At 41.3% G+C, this 15,775-nt stretch carries 14 protein-coding genes; 7 read left to right on the top strand and 7 right to left on the bottom strand.

The genetic code is table 11. The features are described from left to right. Positions 1-272 precede the first annotated feature (272 nt). The gene (locus tag KO534_RS17670; protein ID WP_215931598.1) at positions 273-614 is read right to left on the bottom strand and encodes a Grx4 family monothiol glutaredoxin; all 342 of its coding nucleotides are present in this window, start codon (positions 612-614) and stop codon (positions 273-275) included. A 292-nt stretch (positions 615-906) separates the two neighbouring features. Between KO534_RS17670 and KO534_RS17665 the strand changes: the two genes are divergently transcribed. From KO534_RS17665 to KO534_RS17650, 4 genes are all read left to right on the top strand, one after another. Further along, positions 907-1,488, top strand: a complete 582-nt coding sequence (locus tag KO534_RS17665; RefSeq protein WP_215931597.1) for a Fe-Mn family superoxide dismutase — start codon at positions 907-909, stop codon at positions 1,486-1,488. A gap of 104 nt (positions 1,489-1,592) precedes the next feature. After that, the gene (locus KO534_RS17660; RefSeq protein WP_215931596.1) at positions 1,593-2,546 is read left to right on the top strand and encodes an SAM hydrolase/SAM-dependent halogenase family protein; all 954 of its coding nucleotides are present in this window, start codon (positions 1,593-1,595) and stop codon (positions 2,544-2,546) included. Between the two features lie 10 nt (positions 2,547-2,556). Then, positions 2,557-2,856, top strand: a complete 300-nt coding sequence (locus tag KO534_RS17655; protein ID WP_215931594.1) for a VF530 family DNA-binding protein — start codon at positions 2,557-2,559, stop codon at positions 2,854-2,856. A gap of 77 nt (positions 2,857-2,933) precedes the next feature. Continuing rightward, entirely contained in the window at positions 2,934-4,037 is a 1,104-nt protein-coding gene (locus KO534_RS17650) for an NADH:flavin oxidoreductase (protein WP_215931592.1), read from the top strand. Between the two features lie 64 nt (positions 4,038-4,101). Here the strand turns inward: KO534_RS17650 and KO534_RS17645 are convergent, their stop codons facing one another. The 3 genes from KO534_RS17645 to KO534_RS17635 form a co-directional block, all read right to left on the bottom strand. Beyond that, positions 4,102-6,831 carry a M16 family metallopeptidase gene (locus tag KO534_RS17645; protein WP_215931590.1) on the bottom strand — a complete coding sequence of 910 codons (2,730 nt, stop codon included), beginning with the start codon at positions 6,829-6,831 and terminating at the stop codon, positions 4,102-4,104. Positions 6,832-7,045: 214 nt separating this feature from the next. Then, positions 7,046-9,094 carry an NADPH-dependent 2,4-dienoyl-CoA reductase gene (locus KO534_RS17640; protein WP_215931588.1) on the bottom strand — a complete coding sequence of 683 codons (2,049 nt, stop codon included), beginning with the start codon at positions 9,092-9,094 and terminating at the stop codon, positions 7,046-7,048. Positions 9,095-9,140: 46 nt separating this feature from the next. After that, a complete protein-coding gene (locus KO534_RS17635) occupies positions 9,141-9,992 on the bottom strand; it encodes a crotonase/enoyl-CoA hydratase family protein (RefSeq protein WP_215931586.1) in 852 nt (283 codons plus the stop codon). Between the two features lie 153 nt (positions 9,993-10,145). On the opposite strand from KO534_RS17635, the gene KO534_RS17630 reads away from it, so the two are divergent. Beyond that, positions 10,146-10,787: a TetR/AcrR family transcriptional regulator gene (locus tag KO534_RS17630; protein ID WP_215931583.1), complete on the top strand. Its 642-nt coding sequence runs from the start codon at positions 10,146-10,148 to the stop codon at positions 10,785-10,787. 67 nt (positions 10,788-10,854) lie between these two features. Here KO534_RS17630 and KO534_RS17625 read toward each other — a convergent pair whose 3' ends face one another. Continuing rightward, positions 10,855-11,709 (bottom strand): flagellar protein MotY, encoded by an 855-nt coding sequence (locus KO534_RS17625; protein WP_436836592.1) that lies wholly within the window; start codon positions 11,707-11,709, stop codon positions 10,855-10,857. Between the two features lie 181 nt (positions 11,710-11,890). On the opposite strand from KO534_RS17625, the gene rnt reads away from it, so the two are divergent. Next, the gene (gene rnt, locus KO534_RS17620; protein WP_215931578.1) at positions 11,891-12,517 is read left to right on the top strand and encodes a ribonuclease T; all 627 of its coding nucleotides are present in this window, start codon (positions 11,891-11,893) and stop codon (positions 12,515-12,517) included. Between the two features lie 63 nt (positions 12,518-12,580). Here rnt and KO534_RS17615 read toward each other — a convergent pair whose 3' ends face one another. Next, on the bottom strand, positions 12,581-13,186 hold the full coding sequence (locus KO534_RS17615) for a peroxiredoxin C (RefSeq protein WP_215931576.1): 606 nt from the start codon (positions 13,184-13,186) through the stop codon (positions 12,581-12,583). Between the two features lie 271 nt (positions 13,187-13,457). Between KO534_RS17615 and KO534_RS17610 the strand changes: the two genes are divergently transcribed. Next, a complete protein-coding gene (locus KO534_RS17610; RefSeq protein WP_215931574.1) occupies positions 13,458-13,652 on the top strand; it encodes a (2Fe-2S)-binding protein in 195 nt (64 codons plus the stop codon). A 78-nt stretch (positions 13,653-13,730) separates the two neighbouring features. Here the strand turns inward: KO534_RS17610 and KO534_RS17605 are convergent, their stop codons facing one another. After that, complete coding sequence (locus KO534_RS17605) at positions 13,731-15,659, bottom strand: M1 family metallopeptidase (RefSeq protein WP_215931572.1); 1,929 nt, start codon at positions 15,657-15,659, stop codon at positions 13,731-13,733. Between the last annotated feature and the right edge of the window lie 116 nt (positions 15,660-15,775).

Below are 15,775 nucleotides of genomic sequence, written 5' to 3'. Positions count from 1 at the left end.
TGGGTCCATATATGACGAGTGTGTGGGAAGGCATTGAAGGCTGCCGGAATGGCGGCAATCTCCCTTGTAATTCTCGAATGCTTTTATCGGTAATCCCCCCCTTGTCATTCCCGAATGCTTTTATCGGGAATCCCCTCTTGTCATTCCCGAATGCTTTTATCGGGAATCCAATGTTAAACAGACCGACTGGCGTTCCATCAAAAAAACCTGCTGTTCACCTTAAGTGAACAGCATTAGCGCAATACGCTCTATTTTTGTATTGGTTATCGCCTTTATTCAGCGCTACTTTCATCCGCTCTTTTGGCTGCGGATTCTTTGATTAATGTTTGCAACTCTCCTTGTTGTGCCATTTCCATAATAATGTCACAGCCACCTACTAACTCACCTTCAACCCATAGCTGAGGAAAAGTGGGCCAATCCGCGTATTTAGGTAACTCTGCGCGGATATCAGGATTTTGTAGAATATCAACATAAGCAAATTGCTCACCACAAGACATGAGTGCCTGAGTAGCTTGAGCTGAAAAACCACAGTTAGGTAATTTGGGCGAGCCTTTCATGTATAAAAGAATAGGGTTTTCTTCAATTTGTTGTTTAATTTTTTCAATCGTGTCCATAGCGGCTCTCTCTTAAATTTGGTTACTGGTGATCTGGCGACAAGTTTAACGTTTTCAACTAATGATTAATACTCTACTGAATTATTGTTAGACAGTTTTAATCAATTGAATCTTTCTAATTTAGATGAATAAACTAAATTTACCCTTGAAAAACAATATCAAGTCGCAATATCTGTGTATTCAAAAATTTAGTTTTAACAAATAACAAAGCAGTGCTTTTACATTGCGATATAAAGTACTAGCATTTACAAATTCAGAACTTAAATACACCCACCCTTTACGGAGAAACAACATGGCTTTTGAATTACCCGCTCTTCCTTATGAAAAAAACGCGTTAGAACCGCATATCTCTGCCGAAACTTTGGAATACCATTACGGTAAACACCATGCTACCTACGTGACTAAATTAAACGGTTTAGTTGAAGGTACAGACATGGCGAGTAAAAGCCTTGAAGAAATCGTTAAGAGTTCTGAAGGCGGCGTATTTAACAATGCAGCACAAATCTGGAACCATACATTTTACTGGAACAGCTTAAGCCCAAATGGCGGCGGCGAACCCACTGGTGCGCTAGCAGCTGCCATTAATGCTAAATGGGGTTCATTTGCAGACTTCAAAGCAGCATTGAACGACAAAGCAGTCAACAACTTTGGTTCAAGCTGGACTTGGTTAGTTAAAACAGCTGACGGCAGCTTAGACATAGTTAACACTAGCAATGCGGCTACTCCTTTAACTGATGCAAGCTTAACCCCACTACTGACTGTAGATTTATGGGAACACGCTTATTACATTGATTACCGCAATGTGCGTCCTAAGTACCTAGAAGGTTTTTGGGCACTAGCTAACTGGGATTTTGCAGCAGCAAACTTCGCATAATAGCTATCTATAAAAATATTAAATAAAAGCCCTGTTAATCAGGGCTTTTTTTCCACTGTTTTTCAGAACACAATACTTATTCAACTGAAACAAACGAGAGCCTTATGTCAGTTCATAAAATAATTAGCCTGATTGTAGTGACCTTATCCATACAAGTTTCTCAGATAGCCTTTGCAAGCGGCAATGGCATAGTGGTTTTTCAATCCGATTTTGGTTTGAACGACCAAGCAGTTTCAGCGATGCACGGTGTGGCTTTAGGGGTAGATAAAAACTTAAAAGTTGAAGACCTAACTCACAATATTCCCCCTTACAATATTTGGGAAGGCGCATACAGGTTAGATGCAGTTGCCGATTTTTGGCCGCAACATACAGTATTTGTTTCTGTTGTTGATCCTGGAGTAGGCAGTGATCGCAAATCAGTCGTACTTAAAACCCAAAGTAATCATTACTTTGTTACCCCAGACAATGGCACCTTAACCTTAGTGGCTCAAAGGTTAGGTATTGCCGAAATACGTCAAATAGACGAAAAGGTCAATCGTCTCGCAGGCAGTGAAGCGTCCCACACTTTTCATGGCCGAGATGTTTACGCCTACACAGGCGCACGTTTAGCAGCAGGCGCTATTAATTTTGAACAAGTGGGTCCAAGGCTCAAACCGGAAGTCACCAGTATTCCCTTTGAAACGCCGCGCATTGAGGGTGACACATTGGTAGGTGGGATCCCCATTTTAGACCCAGCCTATGGCAATGTTTGGACTAATATCCCCATGTCGTTTTTACTGTCGCTAATGCAGTCCGAACACTACGCGCCACTGTATTCGCAAAACTTTACGGTTAAGATATCCAAAGGCAATAAAAATGTTATGTCTGGGCCAATCAGCTTTGAACGCTCGTTTGCAGGTGTCGAAGAAGGTCAGCCATTACTTTATGTGAATAGTTTAGAAAACTTAGCCTTAGCACTTAACCAAGCTAACTTTGCTGCTAAATTCGATATCCAATCAGGCGGTGAATGGCGCGTTGAAATAGCTCATAAAATAACGCCGAAAATGCCCAGCAAATAAAGAAAGACCTATGACTAAACAACAAAATAACCCCCTACATGGCCTAACATTACAAACTATTCTCGAAACTTTGGAGAAACAACTTGGCTTTGAAAGAATGGGGCAAGAGGTCAAAATCAATTGTTTTACTAAAGACCCGTCAATTAAGTCGAGCTTAAAGTTTTTGCGCAAAACCCCTTGGGCCAGAGAAAAAGTCGAACAGTTATATTTGACTACGGTTCACAATTCATCCAATGACGCACTTGAGCAATCTACTGAAAAATTTGTGTGGCCAGACCTCACTAAGAACAATCCAAATAACGATTCTTAAGCAGTATTGGTTTTTATCTGTTTAGCAACGGCAAAACCAACTGTTTTTAGAATCTCAGTCAATTTAAGGAAACCTAAATGAGTAAAAATGTAGACTCACTTTTTAAGCCTTTTAGTTTAAAAAGCTTGTCACTTAAAAACAGAATAGCCATGGCACCGATGACACGTAGCTTCTCTCCAGATGGTATTCCTACTGAAGATGTAGCCGGTTATTATCGCCGCCGCGCAGAAGGCGGAACAGGTTTAATCATAACAGAAGGCACCACAATTAATGATCCTGTGGCCACTATGGACGGTAAAATTCCGCAAATACATGGTCAACAACCACTTGCAGGTTGGGAAAATGTAGTACAACAAGTGCACGCTGCTGGCGGCAAAATTATGCCTCAGTTATGGCACGTTGGTATGGCGCGTAACCCAAGCAAAGCCCCCCACCCTGAATTACCTAGCGTGGGACCATCAGGTTTATTGGCACCCGGTAAACAGGTTTCAGAACCACTAACAGTGGCGCAAATTCATCAGTTAATTGAAGGTTTTGCTGACGCCGCTGCAGATGCAAAACGTGTCGGTTTTGACGGTATTGAAATCCACGGCGCCCACGGCTATTTGGTGGACCAGTTTTTTTGGAGTGGAACTAATTTGCGCACCGATGAATGGGGTGGCAGCATGGCTAACCGTGGTCGTTTCGCAGTAGAAATTGTCAAAGCGATTCGCGCTAAAACCGGCCCTGATTTCCCAATCGTTTTACGCTATTCACAGTGGAAACAACAAGACTACACTGCACGTTTAGCAGAAACACCACAAATATTAGAAGAGTTTTTAACGCCACTAAGTGACGCCGGTGTGGATATTTTTCATTGTTCTACCAGACGTTACTGGGAGCCAGAATTTGAAGGCTCTGATCTTAACCTTGCTGGCTGGACCAAAAAACTCATCGGCAAACCGACTATCACAGTTGGCTCGGTAGGCTTAAATGGTGATTTCTTTGGCGCGTTTGCAGGCGAAGGATCGAGCACACGCTCAATTGACGATTTAATCGAACGCCTAGATAAAGGTGAGTTTGATTTGGTGGCCGTTGGACGCGCTATATTGCAAGATCCCAATTGGGCCAACAAAATTCGCCAAGGTGATATAGATAAACTTGAGCAATATTCGGGAGAGGCGTTAGCCACATTGTCTTAAGAGATAGAAAAAAGCGCCCATTAAAATGGGCGCTTTGCAATTCATTCAATAAAGTATAGTTAAGTTAACCTTCCACTTTACTCATATCACCCGCTTTAATAATTGAGAAGTTTTCAAGTTTAAGATACTTGTTCATCACACGATTGACATCTTCAGCAGTGAGTGCATCAAGTTTTGCCTCATAAGCTTTATACCACTGCATTGTTCTGTCAACGGCTAAATTTCGACGTAAGGTACCTACCAACTCTCTGTCTTGTGCACGACTCACTTTTTTACCCTGCAACAGTCCAGATTTAGCACTTTCAATTTCTTCTTCAGTAAAGCCATCCTTTAACAAGCGAAGTAGCTCTTCCTTGAAACCATTTTCGACTTTGCTTAAGTTTTGCGGTGCACAAATGGCGTAAGCCCCCATAGTGGCTTTCTGGTCCCGTGAATTCATATTAATAAACGAACCTGCACCATAACTTAACCCGTCTTTTTGTCTTAACCTTGTGGCTAAGCGACTGTTTAAGAAGCCACCACCAAAGATATAGTTTCCTAACTCTAATGCCGGTGCGTCTTCACTGTTTTCACCAACAGGAAGCATAATGGCAGCCACAAAAGTCGCGTTTTCTTTATCTGGTGTATCAAAATTGCTAGGGCTGGCAGTGACGTTTTGGTATGTGTCTGGAACCCGCTCATAGGTACTTTTCGCAACCCAATCACCGAATAGGCTTTCTAACACTGATTTGATTTGGTTTTGATCGAAATCTCCCACAACGCCAATTTTCATGTGATTGCCGCCATAAAATGATTGATGAAAAGCGGATAAGTCAGTTAATTTAAGATCATTTAGAGCGTCTAAGCTTTCTTGGAAAGTACGCTGATAATGGGGATGACCATTCTTATAAGGATTTTGTTTACGACCGTATTCGTTAAATGCTAGTCGTTGGGGATCTTGTAGATTTTTTTCAATATCAACCTTTAATGTTGATTTGTATTGTTCAAATTCTGTTTTATCAAAACCAGGATCGCTCAACACTTTGTGCATAAGTGTCAGTGCCGACGACAAGTTTTCTTTTGTCGTAGTGATATTAGCCACCAACCAATCTGTACCTCCTGCCAATGAAACCTGCGCTTTTAACTTATCAAACTCGTCCTGAATTTCTTGACGAGATAATTCACTGGTACCTCGCATCAACATAGCGCTAGTAGCATTGCCAACAATACCAATATCTTGCAAACTTTCCTCAGTACCCAGACTCATCTTAATAGAGGCCACTACAGATCCACCACGGGTCTTTTTAGACAATAAAGATAGTTCGGTACCATTGCTTAACTCAGTTTCAACAGTACGTGAGTCTATGTTTTCGAAGCTGGGTTCGAATACTTCACCGGCGGCAATTTTTGCGCGACCTTTGTAGTCTTTTACCATGTCATTTACACTAGCGACGGCGGGAATTTCAACACGATCTGGTGTATCTGTAGGAATAAAATGCCCAGCAGTACGGTTATTTCGTTGCAAATAGCGATTGGCTGCGCGTTGTACGTCTGCGGTATTCACCTGTTCAATTCTGTCACGGTGTAGAAAGTATAAGCGCCAATCTCCCATTCCTAGCCATTCACTTAGGTTTAATGCGATACGCTCTGACGAGTTAAAAGATAACTCAATGTTTTTCAATAGAGTACGTTTGGCTCGTTCCACTTCTGCATCGGTAATAGGCTGGTTATTTAAATCCTCAAGCACAGTAACCATGGCGTCAGAGGCTTTAGTTATATCCGCTTTTTTATCCACTTCAGCAAAATAAATTGCTAAACCGGGTTCTTGCCACTGAAAGTTAAAGCCAAACACACGACTGGCTAGTTTTTGTTCTACTAATGCTTTATGTAAGCGCCCACTTGGGGTGTCGCCTAAAATTTGACTCAGTACATCAATGGCTGCGTAATCTTCATGAGAGCCTGCAGGAATATGATAAGCGGCGCCTGTCATTTGAACGTCGCCTACTCGCCTTATGGTGACACTTTTTTCGCCATCTTGGGCTGGCTCAGCTGTGTATAAAGGCCTAATCACTCTGTCTGGCTTTGGAATAGGCGCAAAGTATTTATTCACTAATTCCAGCATTTCGGCTTCAACAAACTTACCTGCCACTATTAAAGTCGCGTTGTCTGGTTGGTAGTACATTTTATAAAATGCTTTTAGTCTGTCGATAGGCACATTTTCAAGATCGGCTTTTGCGCCTATGGTGGACTTTCCATAGTTGTGCCACATGTAAGCTGAGGCAGCCATTTTTTGTAAGGTAATGCGAAACGGGCTATTTTCACCTCGTTCAAACTCGTTTCTAACGACTGTCATTTCACTATCAAGATCTTTTTTGGCAATAAAGGAATTCACCATTCGATCTGATTCCATGCTCAAAGCCCAATTGATGTTTTTTTCATTGGCAGCAAAAGTTTCAAAATAGTTGGTACGGTCTGTCCAAGTAGTGCCATTTGGGCGAGCACCATGAGAGCTTAATTCCGCTGGGATGTCTTTATGTTTTGGACTACCTTTAAACACTAAGTGCTCCAGCAAGTGAGCCATGCCAGTTTCACCATAGTTTTCATGCTTTGACCCCACATGATAAGTAACGTTGACTGTTACAGTTTCTTTAGTTTGGTCAGGGAATAATAAAACACGTAAGCCATTGTCGAGATTATATTCACTGATCCCTTCAACTTCGGATACTTTATCAAACTTTGCTTTGGCAAAAGCCAAAGGTGATGCGACCAGCGTAATACTTAATACTGCGCCAATAAAAAATGGTCTTTTGAACATCCGTTTATCCTTTTAATTATTGCAACTACCACTAAAAGGCAGCCGCTTAGATTTAAGCCAATAGACAATAATTAACTTTCTTTATTAAAACAACTTATTGCGCTAACTATTTGGGTAATTTTAATACCATGTCATTGCAACGCTATGAAAATAAAAGCCCATAAAAAAGCCGACTCATTGAGTCGGCTTGCACCTAGCTATTGACATTTACATGCTACAGTTCAGCAGCTAATTTTGTGCCTTGTTTAATAGCTCGCTTTGCATCAAGTTCTGAAGCGACATCTGCTCCACCGATTAGGTGATGAGGTTTGCTTAAACCGTCAACTAACTCTCTTAGTGGCTCTTGTCCGGCGCAAACAATGACATTATCTACATCAAGCACTTGTACTTGATCATTAACCTTAATATGTAAGCCTGCGTCGTCAATTTTAAGGTATTCGACTCCAGCTAACATGCTTACACCTTTACTGAGTAGTCCTGCTCTGTGAGCCCAACCAGTGGTTTTACCTAAACCTGCTCCTACTTTGGTGGTTTTACGTTGCAGTAAAAAGATTTCTCTAGGCGAGGCTTCTGGTGCGGGTTTAACACCTTCAATACCGCCGCGTGAACCAAAGGTCATGTCAATTCCCCATTCTTTCATAAAGGCTGGGATATTTTGACTGGTAGACTCGCCGGCATGGGATAAATACTCAGAGACATCAAAACCAATTCCACCAGCACCTATAATGGCGACTTTTTTACCAACAGGCTTTTTATCTACAATAACATCGATGTAACTCAAGACTTTTTGGTGATCTATGCCTTCAATAGGTGGCGTGCGCGGTGCAATACCTGTTGCAATGACGACTTCATCAAATTCACTGTTGTTAAGTTCGTTGACATCAACGCGGGTGTTCAGTTTGACTGATACCTTATGTAATTCAAGCTGACGTGCGTAGTATCTCAGGGTTTCGTAAAACTCTTCTTTACCTGGAATTTGTTTGGCTATATTAAATTGCCCACCTAATTCACTTGCAGAATCAAAAATAGTCACCTTATGACCACGCTGCGCCGCGGTAGTTGCTGCAGCCAAACCAGCCGGTCCTGCGCCTACTACTGCGATGTTTTTAACCTGAGTACTAGGCGTAATTAACAGTTCAGTTTCGTGACAGGCGCGAGGGTTCACTAAACAGCTACTCATTTTTCCTTCGAATACGTGATCTAAACAGGCCTGGTTACAACCGATACAGGTATTGATTTCGTCTGAGCGGTCTTCCATAGCTTTCACGACAAACTCAGGGTCGGCCAAAAACGGTCTGGCCATTGATACCATATCAGCATCACCTCGAGCTAACACTTCTTCAGCCACTTCAGGGGTATTGATTCGGTTTGAGGTAATCACAGGAATAGACAAAGCTTGTCTAAATTTAGCGGTTACCCAAGTAAAAGCAGCTCGTGGTACTTTAGTCGCAATAGTTGGAATACGCGCTTCATGCCATCCAATACCAGTGTTGATAATAGTAGCGCCGGCTTTTTCGATAGCTTGGCCTAACTCGACCACTTCATCGTAAGTTGACCCGCCTTCTACTAAGTCCAACATAGATAAACGGTAAATAATAATGAAATGCTCACCAACAGCTTCTCGCACTCGGCGTACTACTTCTAAAGGTAAACGGATACGATTTTGATATGAACCGCCCCACTCGTCATCTCGATGATTAGTTCGCGCAGCAATAAATTGATTGAGGAAATAACCTTCTGACCCCATTATTTCCACACCATCGTAGCCAGCCTTCTGAGCTTGAACTGAGGTATCGATAAAGTCTTGAATTTGCTTTTCGATGCCTTGTTCATCAAGGGCTTTGGGTTTAAACGGGTTAATTGGAGCCTGTACTGCTGATGGTGCGACTAGGGCTGGATTATAAGCATAACGACCAGTATGTAATATTTGCATACAGATTTTGCCGCCATGCTCATGTACGGCGTCGGTAATCGTTTTATGATCTGCTATAGCTTTGTCTGTGTCTAAACGTTTGGTATCTTTGTGGGTAGCACCTTCGTCATTTGGGCCGATTCCACCGGTAACAATCAGGCCAACTCCCCCTTTCGCTCGCTCGGCAAAATAAGCAGCCATACGCACGTGGCCGTTAGGCGCTTCTTCTAAACCGGTGTGCATGGAGCCCATTAATACGCGATTTTTAAGCTGAGTAAACCCTAAATCTAGAGGTTTAAGTAGATGTGGGTATTTTTCATAACCTTGAGCTAGTGCGGTATTGGCAGTCATATATATTTCCTATTACTCGAATTCGTTATATTTTGATTTTACTGACTTACATGCCAGAAGATTTTTTATGTAGGTCGGCATATACAGGTAAGCGTTTCTGTTGCCCTGCTGCCATTGCCTCTTGAACGTCTGGCATTTGGAACATGCCACTTTGCCAAGTTGCCATATAGGTTAAACTGTCTGAAACATTGTGATCACGGGTGTAATTGATCATTTCTTTACATCCCGCTACAGCCATTGGAGAGTGCATCGCTATTCTGGCAGCAATTTTCATGACACCTTCAAGCATGGCTTGTTGATCGGCAAATACCTGGTTAACAAAGCCACATTGTTTGGCTTCGTCACTGAGCATATTACGACCTGTATAAGCTAACTCGCGAATTAAACCTTGAGGCATTAAATGCGGTAAACGTTGCAAAGTGCCTACATCGGCAGTCATGCCTAATTCGGTTTCTTTAATAGTAAAATAGGCATCTTGAGTACAATAACGGCTATCTGCCGCGCATATCATATCTACCGCCCCACCAATCACGCCGCCTTGAACTGCTACTAAAACCGGCATACGTACTTCTTCAAGGGCGTTAAAGCTGTCTTGTAACTCCAACACTAATCTGCGAGTACGTTCAGCACGACGAGCTGGCTCACCTTGAAAGTCTTTGGCCATATTAGTGAACACAGATAAATCCATACCGGCACTAAAGTGTTTACCTTGTGATGAAATAACGATTACTCGCGCCTGAGATTCGGCGTCAATTTTTCGCACTACAGCAGGTAGTTCACGCCAAAAGGTTGGCACCATGCTATTCAACGCTTCTGGGCGACTCAATTGGATATGAGCGATGTGATTTTCGATACTCACAGTTAAGGTTTCTAGCGCAGATAAATCGATATTGTGCACAGTTTTTCTCCTTGGATTAGTTATGAGTTTAATATTGATGTTGTGTATGCTTTGCCCATACTGTTAACAAAAAATTAAACTAGACAGCGTCAAGATAAAAGCATATGTTGACGCTGTCAAGATAACAATTATCAAATTTATTAATAGTCGGTTATGAGTCAACAAACAGCAAAGAAAACAAAACAAAATAAACCCAGTTATCATCATGGTGATTTACGCAGCACCCTGCTTAACGCCGCGAATGCTCTGTTAAGAGAGACCGGCATAGAAGGCTTATCTTTACGTAAATTGGCTGACAAAGTGGGGGTTTCTCGCACTGCCCCCTATCACCACTTTAAGGATAAGAATCAGTTACTTTGTGCGATTGCGGAACAAGGATTTGTACGTTGGCATCAAGACGCTGAATTTATATTTAATCAAAAAGGATTGCTGCCTCAAGAAAAGTATCGGCAGTTTTTTCATGGTTATATTAGTTACGCTGCCGATAACCCTGAGTTATATGATTTGATGTTTGGTCGCACCATTTGGAAACAAAACAGTGCCACCGAAGAGTTACGTAAGGCGGCCTTCCCTAGTTTTCATCATCAGGTAGAAATGACTAAAAAATGGCAAGCTCAAGGATTAATGCCTAGCGGCGAGGATACTTTGCGGTTATCCCAAGTCACTTGGGGTACGATGCACGGCATAGCACGATTATTGATAGATGGTATTTATGCTGATCGCAGCCATATCGATGCAATGTGTGATTGTGCTGTGAATTTGTTTACCCAGCACATTTCCGAAGTTAAAGGTTAGATATCTAAGCCTTAGGTGTATTAATAACAGGAACTAGATTACGATAGATGAAACTCATAACCCGGTTTTAAGGCTTTGACATTCTTATGACTACGCGGCGGTTTTTAGCTCGCGTGCTTTCGTTAATGTTGGGAGAAGAATGGCGTCTTTCACCGTGCCCTGTGACTTCTATACGGTCTGGAGCCACTCCCATAGAGCTGAAAAATGCTTTTATTTCTACGGCTCTGCGAATAGATACTTCTTTATTGATTTCCCTACCACCATAACTATCAGTATATCCATCTAACAAAACCAATTCTAAATCAGTATCTTCTTTTAAATATTCGCCAATCATAGCTAAACGTTTCTGCGAATATTTAGTTAACTTAGTATTGTTAAACTCATAATTAAGCACCGTGTACGCAATGTCTTGAAAACTATACGGCAATAGGTTGGCAACACATTCAGCAAATTGTGTGTAAGGAATAGCAAAATTACTGGCGTTTAAACCTACAGCCACTTTATCGTAGGGGTTATACCAATCTTGATAATAAATAGTGGGCCAATATCCTTTTTCTAACTCGGTTAACATAGTCCAAGCGGCTTGTTCGGGAAGGTCGCCATCATATTGTTTACGAATTGTCATGTCGGCAATGGCTCGCTGAACTTGCCCAGGCATCCATTTGGGAGGTACTGAATACACTGCGGCCACCCCGTAAGATTTAGGCAGACGTAACATGTCCAATTCAAATTCCATGTTTAATTGTTTAGAAGCAAAACTACTAAACAAGGCTTCGCCATAACCTGGAAGTTTATGGCTTAAGGTGCATAACAAACGAGTTTCGTCTTTCAGTTGCCAATCAGAATCTTCTATTTTGGCAGTATATTGACGTAATGCTGCCGCCGAATTAACTGACATTGCGACTAAGATGGCACAAAACATTGCTTTAAACATTTTATTCAACATGGATTAGGAGCCCCCCGCTTCTGACAATTATATCGACAAATTGCACAAAACGTTTAACTAATTAACAATGATAAAAATGCGGCACCGTTATTTTTAAACTAGCTACTCAAAAAGAACCTTGTCATAATTGTGATTCACCAAAATTTTTTAGGTTTCCATGTCAGAATCATTTGAGTTAAAAAATCGCTTTAGGGGATACTTTCCTGTAGTAATTGATGTTGAAACAGCTGGTTTCAATGCCAATAACGATGCCCTATTAGAGATAGCCGCTGTCACCACCAAGATGGACGAAAACGGATTTTTCTATCCAGATAAGACCTTTCACTATCATGTCAATCCTTTTGAAGGGGCAAATTTAGAAAAAGCCGCCTTAGACTTCAATGGTATTGATCCCTATTGCGCCCTTAGAGGCGCACAGGACGAAACGGAAGTGATGAAAGATCTGTGTAAAAAGATTCGTAAAGAACAAAAAGCGGCAGATTGTCAGCGCTCGGTGATTGTTGCCCATAACGCAGCTTTTGATCAAAGTTTTGTGAATGCTGCAATTGAGCGTAGTCATATTAAACGTAGCCCTTTTCATCCATTTGTCTCATTTGATACCACAACACTATCAGGCTTAGCTCTTGGGCAAACAGTGTTAGTAAAAGCTTGTATGGCGGCAGGAATTAGTTTTGATCAGAACGAAGCTCATTCAGCTTTGTATGATACTGAAAAAACCGCAGAGCTATTTTGCTACATACTTAATAGATGGCAAAGTTTAGGTGGTTTAGAAGCGCATAATTGAGTTCAATAAAAAGCAGAAAACCGCTTCAAATTGAAGCGGTTTTTTGTTTAAGCAGAATGATTATTACAAGTTGTCAGCGTTCTCAGCTAAGTAACTTGCTACACCTTCTGGGCTGTCTACCATACCTTTTGAACCTTCAGTCCAACCAGCTGGGCATACTTCGCCGTGCTCTTCGTGGAAGTTTAGGGCATCAACCATACGTAACATATCATCAATATTACGGCCAAGAGGTAAGTCATTAACTACTTGATGACGTACTAGGCCTTCTTCGTCAATTAGGAACGAACCACGGAAAGCCACACCTGCATCTGGATGTTCAACATCATATGCCTGACAGATGTCATGCTTAACATCAGCAACCAACGTATATTTAACGGGTCCAATACCACCTTCATTAATAGGAGTATTGCGCCATGCGTTGTGGCTAAATTGGGAATCGATAGAAACACCTATTACTTCTACGCCACGCTTTGTAAATTCTTCATAACGTTTGTCAAAAGCAATAAGCTCAGATGGACAAACAAAAGTGAAATCTAAAGGATAGAAAAACAATACTGCTTTTTTACCTTTAATGGCTTCACTTAGCGTAAAACTGTCAACAATTTCACCACTTCCAAGTACCGCAGCGGCTGTAAAATCTGGGGCTGGACGACTAACTAATACACTCATTAAATTCTCCTGATTATATGATTGAATGGATCACTGCAAAATTTCCTAAATACGTGAACCAAAGTAAGATTGTAGGTGCTACCAAGCATATGAGTGCACATTGTTAAAAAACAACAGTAAGCGTAAAAATAAATCCCATAGAAATGATCATCACTACTCAGCTGTGTTGGTTTTTCGTTCGATAGGAATCTTGCAGCAGTTTGGATTTAATTGTTGATCTTTATGTAAATAACAATTATTCTTATTTGCATGAAGTTTATAAGGGTATTTTATGTACGTTTGTCTGTGCCACGGCATCACCGATAAAGCAATTAAGCAGGCTGTCTTAGAAGACGGTGTGGGTAATATGCGTCAACTGAAGAAAAAGTTGAATGCAGGCGCGCAATGCGGCAAATGTGTACAAATGGCGCAAGCCATTATCGACAGCACTATTATTGACGAGTCTTTATTTAAAGAAGTGTGTTAATCCCCTCTTTCAACTAATTTAAACGTAAAAAGCCAATCATCACGATTGGCTTTTTACGTTTTGCACCACTAATAATCTCTATTCAACAAAGCCTTCATTAGCTTTAACTGTTAACGGATGATAGGCCTCTTTGGCTTCATTAAAGGCTTTCTGTGCCATTAATTTTCCTTCTGGTGTTTGTGAAAGGGCCTTATATAGAGGTTTTACTAACTTATTACGGCCGATTGACGTTAGGTATTGATGCAAGCGTTTAAAAGCGGGTTGATACCAATTATTTACGCTGATCAATAACCAGCTATGGGCAATTTCATTATTTTTACTGTTGGTTAAAGAAAATGCTTTGTCTAAATTTGCCAATTGTTCTTGGCTAAGTTTATCTGGCATATTATTTAGGAAATACAACCATTGATGCACAACCCATTTTTCGCTATCAATTTCACTTGCTTGAATCGCTCCTGTTAGCCATGCGTTTCTTGCCTGGTCTACCACACTAAAAGCATCTGATTCTGGAACCGGAGCCTCATCAGGAATACCAGGCTCAAAAACCCATTGTTGAATTCTTTGCTTAGAGAGTTTTGTACTGTGGTCCTTGAGTAAGGTCTGTTCTAAATAACTCACAAACTGCTCTGTGGTGATGCTTTGAAAGGCAAATTTTTCGAAATAACCCAACAAAAATTTATCAAAATTTTCTCTGCCAACTTTGTGCTCTAACTCACGTAAGAATAACGCGCCTTTTTCATAAGGAATATTGCTAAATACCACATCAGGATCTCTGCCTCGCAAATCAATCGCCATGATCTGATCGCTCGCCGCTAACGAATCGACATCGGCTTGTAGATCTTGACGGCCCAATACAGCTTCCATTTCAAAACGTTCATCACCATAAATCATCTGCATGATTCGATAAGTTAAATAGGTGGTAAAACCTTCGTTTAACCACAGGTCTCGCCAAGTAGCGTTAGTGACTGTATTGCCCGACCACGAATGTGCTAGTTCGTGAGCAATAAGAGAAACCAGGCTTTTATCCCCAGCGATCACAGTTGGCGTAATAAAAGACAAACGAGGGTTTTCCATGCCGCCGAATGGAAACGATGGCGGTAAAATCAATAAGTCATACCTATCCCAGCTATAGGGTCCAAACGCTTTTTCAGTAGCGATAAGCATGGACTCAGTATCTGAAAATTCAGCGGCGGCGGCGTCTAATATTCCTTTTTCGGAATAGACTCCGGTGCGTTCACCCATGGATTTAAAATATAAATCACCCACCGCTAACGCAATCAAATAGGAAGGGATAGGCTGTGGCATAGAAAATTCGTAAATGCCGTCACGCTCGGTATCAGGGTCGTTAGACGCACTCATTACCGCGATTAAATCTTTAGGTGTGCGAATAGTCGCATCGTAAGTCATTCTTACCTGTGGAGAGTCCTGTAACGGAATAAAACTACGGGCATGAATAGCTTGAGCTTGAGTAAATAAAAACGGATGTTCTTTACCTGCAGTTTGCTCAGGTGTGAGCCATTGAACTCCAGACGCTTCGGGTGAAGTTTGATAACTAATTACCACGTCATTGACATCGGCTGGAACATCAATTGTTAGAGCCGCACCTAAAAATGAGTCGGCCTTGGCCACTGTGAAATCAAGGGGTTTCCCGTTTGCTGAAACACCATTAATGGTTAAGTCACGGGTGTCCAAAACCAATTGTTTTGCTTTTGGATCGATTTTCTGAAAATCTAACTGAGCGGTTCCGAGTAATATTTTTTTGGTAAAATCTACAGTTAAATCCAAATTTAAGTGTTTAACCTTGATTGACTCTGGATTTCCGAAAGAATGATAATCCTTGCCGATTTCTATGGTTGTGGTCTCGGTTTTAGTTTTCCTTACATCGGCTTCTGTCGAAGCAGATTGATCTACTTTAGGGCTAACTGCAGTATTAGATGAACTATCGTCAGAACATCCGCTAACAATGATTAAGGCCAGTGCCCCAACAACGAAATATTTTATGATCATGATTTTACCTGATAGAAACTACTTTTATAATTTACTGTCATAAAGTGTGTCATATTTACGGCCACATAAAAATATGTAAAAGCGATTCACTCTTCAGGTAATGTAATAACAAGTTG

The sequence above is a fragment of the Paraglaciecola arctica genome (assembly GCF_018861065.1).
Lineage (GTDB): Bacteria > Pseudomonadota > Gammaproteobacteria > Enterobacterales > Alteromonadaceae > Paraglaciecola > Paraglaciecola arctica_B.
Note: the sequence above shows the minus strand (reverse complement) of the source record. Positions and strands in the feature narration are given on the sequence as shown.